General features: G+C 39.6%; 3 protein-coding genes and 1 pseudogene. All 4 read left to right on the forward strand.

Translation table 11 applies throughout. From position 1 onward, the window contains the following. A partial coding sequence (locus CWB66_RS22930; RefSeq protein ID WP_289508495.1) for an RHS repeat-associated core domain-containing protein occupies positions 1–1941 on the forward strand: 1941 nt, incomplete at its 5' end. A gap of 1 nt (position 1942) precedes the next feature. Next, positions 1943–3130, forward strand: coding sequence for an ADP-ribosylglycohydrolase family protein (locus CWB66_RS03445; RefSeq protein WP_212747807.1), 1188 nt, complete (start codon positions 1943–1945; stop codon positions 3128–3130). Positions 3131–3282: 152 nt separating this feature from the next. Beyond that, positions 3283–4098: pseudogene (locus CWB66_RS03450) on the forward strand (transposase); the annotation flags it as partial. A 209-nt stretch (positions 4099–4307) separates the two neighbouring features. Further along, positions 4308–4577: hypothetical protein (locus CWB66_RS22605; protein WP_502705282.1), on the forward strand; the 270-nt coding region annotated here is incomplete at its 3' end.

The raw sequence follows: 4577 nt of genomic DNA on the forward strand, positions 1-4577 counted from the left end.
GTCAATCTTACGAGCACCGCAACACAGCAACAGCTTACACACCCAGCACAAGCACTATTCGATACCTGTACGTACAACTACGACAGCATCAACCAGCTTACTGCCCGTAAAGAGGAAGGTGTAAGCAGCCACAATATTAATTTCGAATACAACAACTTGGGGCAGTTAATACAACAAACTTTAGCAGGCGAGCAGAACAATAAAATCACCCACTACCAGTGGGATAGTTTTGGTAACCCGCAAAGCCAAACAGTAAAATCAAGCAAAAGCGATACAGACAGTAGTGAGCAAAATACTACAAATACTGATGCCAGCTCTTTTATTGATTTAACACGTGCCACCCATAACGAATACAGCGATTTAGCGCCAAATAATTTAGCCCCTAGTAATAATGCCGACTCAGTAGTAAACAATGAAGGCACTAACAACACCATAATAAACAGTGCCACCGACGCAGACCGTTTAACCCACTTTGGCGACAGCGACTTTTACTACGACGAGTTTGGTAATCAAATACGCGAAACTGGCAAAGGCATAAAAACCCGCCGCGAGTACAACGCGTTTAATCAGTTAAGCTGTTTTAACAACAACGGCACGCTCACGCAATACGACTACGACCCATTAGGTCGTCGTATCGCCAAGCACACCGAGCACGGTAAAATTGACTACATTTGGGATAACGACCAGCTAATTGGCGAATGCCAGCACGGTGAATATACCTGGTATATCAACCTGCCAAACCAATTTCACCCAGTAGCACTGATTAAACAAGGCGAGGTGTACTACTACCACCTAGACCAACTGAATACCCCACGCTTTGTAACCAATAACAAAGCAGAAGTCGTATGGGAAAACCAAGCCGATGTGTATGGTTATGAAGAACCAGAAGCCGAGCCTGACACTAATAAAGAGCATAGCTTCACTCAGCCAATCCGCTTTCAAGGGCAATATTTAGATGAAGAGAGTGGCCTGCATTACAACCGTTATCGCTACTACAGCCCAAAACAACAGCGCTTTATAAACCAAGACCCGATAGGGTTAGTGGGTGGTATAAACCACTATCAATATGCGCCTAATCCGGTTAATTGGGTAGATCCAATGGGGTTGAGATGTAAAGAAGATGAAGAGAGAAGATTAAAAGCAAGCTTAAAAAAAGCATTTAACGAAGGCCTAATTAGTGAGGAGTTACAAAGGGATTTACTTGAAGCCGCTCAAATTGGATTTATCACGCCAAAAGAGATTAAGCAGGGGATTATTTCGGGAAATCCCACTTCATTGCTTATATTGGGAGGAGGAGATAACTCAAGCCCAATGACCTCTCAGTCTATTATCGATGAAAGTATTGGAGAGTCGCTTTCTATAGATGCATTGATTCATTCAGAACTAGATAAAGTGACTAGTTTAATATGGAAAGAGGGTGAAGAGTTTAAAAACCACGTTTTAATTAATTACCATTTAGATCCTGATATGCAGGTTTTAACACGTGATGAGTTTTTATCACTTGCAGTGTATACTACAAACCTTTACAAGCCCATAAATTCTGGGCTTAGAGGGTTTTCACCTAAGGATAAGGAAAAATGGGCTAAGACCGTTGCTGATACTGATCAAGCGTTAATTAAATTGGCGGAAAACCCATTGTTGAGGTATGAGGGACAGGTTATTCGTGGAGATCAATTCAGTGATGACTTATTAGAGGAGTTGTTCCCTATTGGTGGCATACATCATGAAAAAGGTTTTAAAAGTTCATCGAGTAATTTAGATAAGCCCTTCGATGGCAATACTAAAATACTTATAACTTCTAAAACAGGGGTTAATATTGCTAACAATGCTGCAGTCAAGCCAGAAGAGGAAGAAGTATTGTTTAAGTCAGGAACGAAATTTAAAGTTATTAGCCGTATAAAAGTAAATGGAACAAACTTCATAGAGTTGGAAGAGGTTTAAAATGAGTGAAAAAAAATATTATGATGATTCTGGTGAGTTAATTACCTCTTCCATAATAATTCGAATGTTAGAAATGGAAAATAAAATTCCTAATGATCTTCGATTTCCTTTTATGACAAATAAATTGAGTGGCTCCAGAGAGCCTCATAAAACCCAATGGATGTCATCATATAATGTCTATCGCATTGCTGTCCCAAGACCTACTGATGAGCAATGTAAAGAATATTATCAAAGAATTCAAGTTGATTGTGATGATGACATAAATCGCTTTCGAGGTGCTTTACTTGGATGTGCGCTTGGTGATGCTTTAGGCACAACTCTTGAGTTTAAGTCCCCTGGAACATTTGAGCCAATTACTGATATTGTGGGTGGAGGGCCATTTAACTTGAAGGCAGGAGAGTGGACGGACGATACTAGCATGATGTATTGCCTAGCTCATAGTCTCGTTCGTACAAAAATTTGTGACCCTAAAGATCAAATGGATTTGTACCATAAATGGTGGAAAGATGGTGTTTTCAGTGTAAATGGGAAGTGTTTTGATATTGGTAATACGGTTGTTCATGCTCTGCAAAGTTATAAACAAACTGGCGATCCTATATCTGGCAATACAGATCCAAAATCTGCAGGAAATGGGTCTTTAATGCGTTTGGCACCAATACCAATTCGTTACTATGATAATTTTGAAAATGCAATTAAATATGCAGCTTTAAGCTCTATTACAACTCATGGCGCTGAAGAAGCTGTAGATGCTTGCCGTTATTTTAGTGGGTTAATTTGGGGAGCTTTGCATGGAGTATCGAAAGAAACTTTACTCGATGGGATCTATACACCCATAGACGGGTACTGGGATGAAAACCCATTGTGTCAATCGATAATTGATCTCATAGTAGACGCTAAATATAAATCTAAAAGTGCTTCGCAAATACGCGCAAGTGGTTATGTCATGCATACCTTGGAAGCAGTTTTATGGGCTTTTTATCATTCTGATACATTTGAGTCTGGTGCTTTATTAGCCGTTAATTTAGGTGAAGATGCTGACACAACAGGCGCTATATACGGGCAGCTTGCAGGTGCATATTATGGAGAACGTGTAATTAATTATCATTGGGTTAAAAAAGTGAGAGAATTTCATGTTTTTTATTTAAAAGCCCAAGAGTTTAAAGAGTTGATCGTTTCGGAAAGAAATTAATAACAATAAATTAAAGACAAGGGAATACAATGTCGTCAATCAGAATTGACACCCACTTAAAAACAAATAAACTAGACACCCATCCTAATTTTTGCAGTTTGGCTAACTAAGTACTAGGCTTTTGTCAGTGTGAAAAACAAGCAGGGTGTCTTATGGCAACCGCAAGAAAGCGTCAAGTAAGTTTGGTTGATACAAAATATTACCACTGTATCTCGCGTTGTGTTCGGCGTGAATTTTTATGTGGCGAAGACCATTTTACTGGCAAGTCTTACGCGCATCGAAGAGGCTGGGTAGAAGAGAAGTTACTTATGCTTACCAAAGTGTTTTGTATTGACGTGTGTGCTTATGCAGTAATGAGTAATCATACGCACTTAGTCTTGTATGTTGATGATAAGAAAGCGAATAGGCTAAATGATAAAGCGATTGTTATTCACTGGCATAAACTCTGTAAAGGCACATTGCTAACGCAAAAATATGTACAAGGTGAAAAGCTAAGTAAAGTTGAACTCATCTTTTTCAATCAAACAGTCAAACAATACCGCGAACGTTTATCAAGTATTAGCTGGTTTATGCGCTTACTGAATGAAAATATTGCTCGTAGAGCAAATAAAGAAGATAACTGCACAGGTAGATTCTGGGAAGGTCGCTTTAAATCTCAAGCACTCCTTGATGAAGCCGCACTTGCGGCCTGCATGGCGTATGTAGATTTAAACCCCATAAGAGCCAGAATGGCAAATACACCAGAAGAATCTGACCATACCAGCGTTCAAAAGCGACTAACATACGCAAAAGTTGGTAAACAGCCAAAAAAACTACTTCGCTTTGCAGGCATGTCACGTCAAATTATGCCAAAAGGACTCCCGTTTGAACTTAAATCGTACCTTGAACTTGTTGAATTAACAGGACGTTGTATACGAGAAGGCAAGCGAGGGTATATTGATAGTACACACTTGCCCTTACTCCAAAAAAAAACAAAGGGGTCAAATCTTAAAAAACAAAGGGGTCAAATCTTGACTTCAGACATCAAAAGTAATATGAACCAAAAATAACACAAACAGCCCTTATAAATTTATATTACCAATTTGCTCTTTAAAAACATGGATGTTGTAAGGGCCTAGGTTTTTAGCCTAAGCCCTTACCTGTTATCATTAATAACGCCAATTACTTCAGTTATAACCTGCAAGGTAAAATTACTCGTGCGCATAATGCACAAGCAACCTTAAAGCAGCAGTTTGATAAAGGCGGGCGGTTACTGCGTGCTGAGCAAGTACATAATCAGCAACAAGCGCATACCTTAAAATACAGCTACGATGACTACGGCAGACGCCAAACACTGACACTGCCAGATTCAAGTACGCTTAACTACAGCTACAATAAATTTGGTCAGCTAAGTGCTATTCATATACCCCCGAACAAGAGCCCCGCGACTGAGTCAGCTAGCACTCCG

Origin of the sequence: Pseudoalteromonas sp. S558, assembly GCF_005886635.1 — a bacterium.
Lineage (GTDB): Bacteria > Pseudomonadota > Gammaproteobacteria > Enterobacterales > Alteromonadaceae > Pseudoalteromonas > Pseudoalteromonas aliena.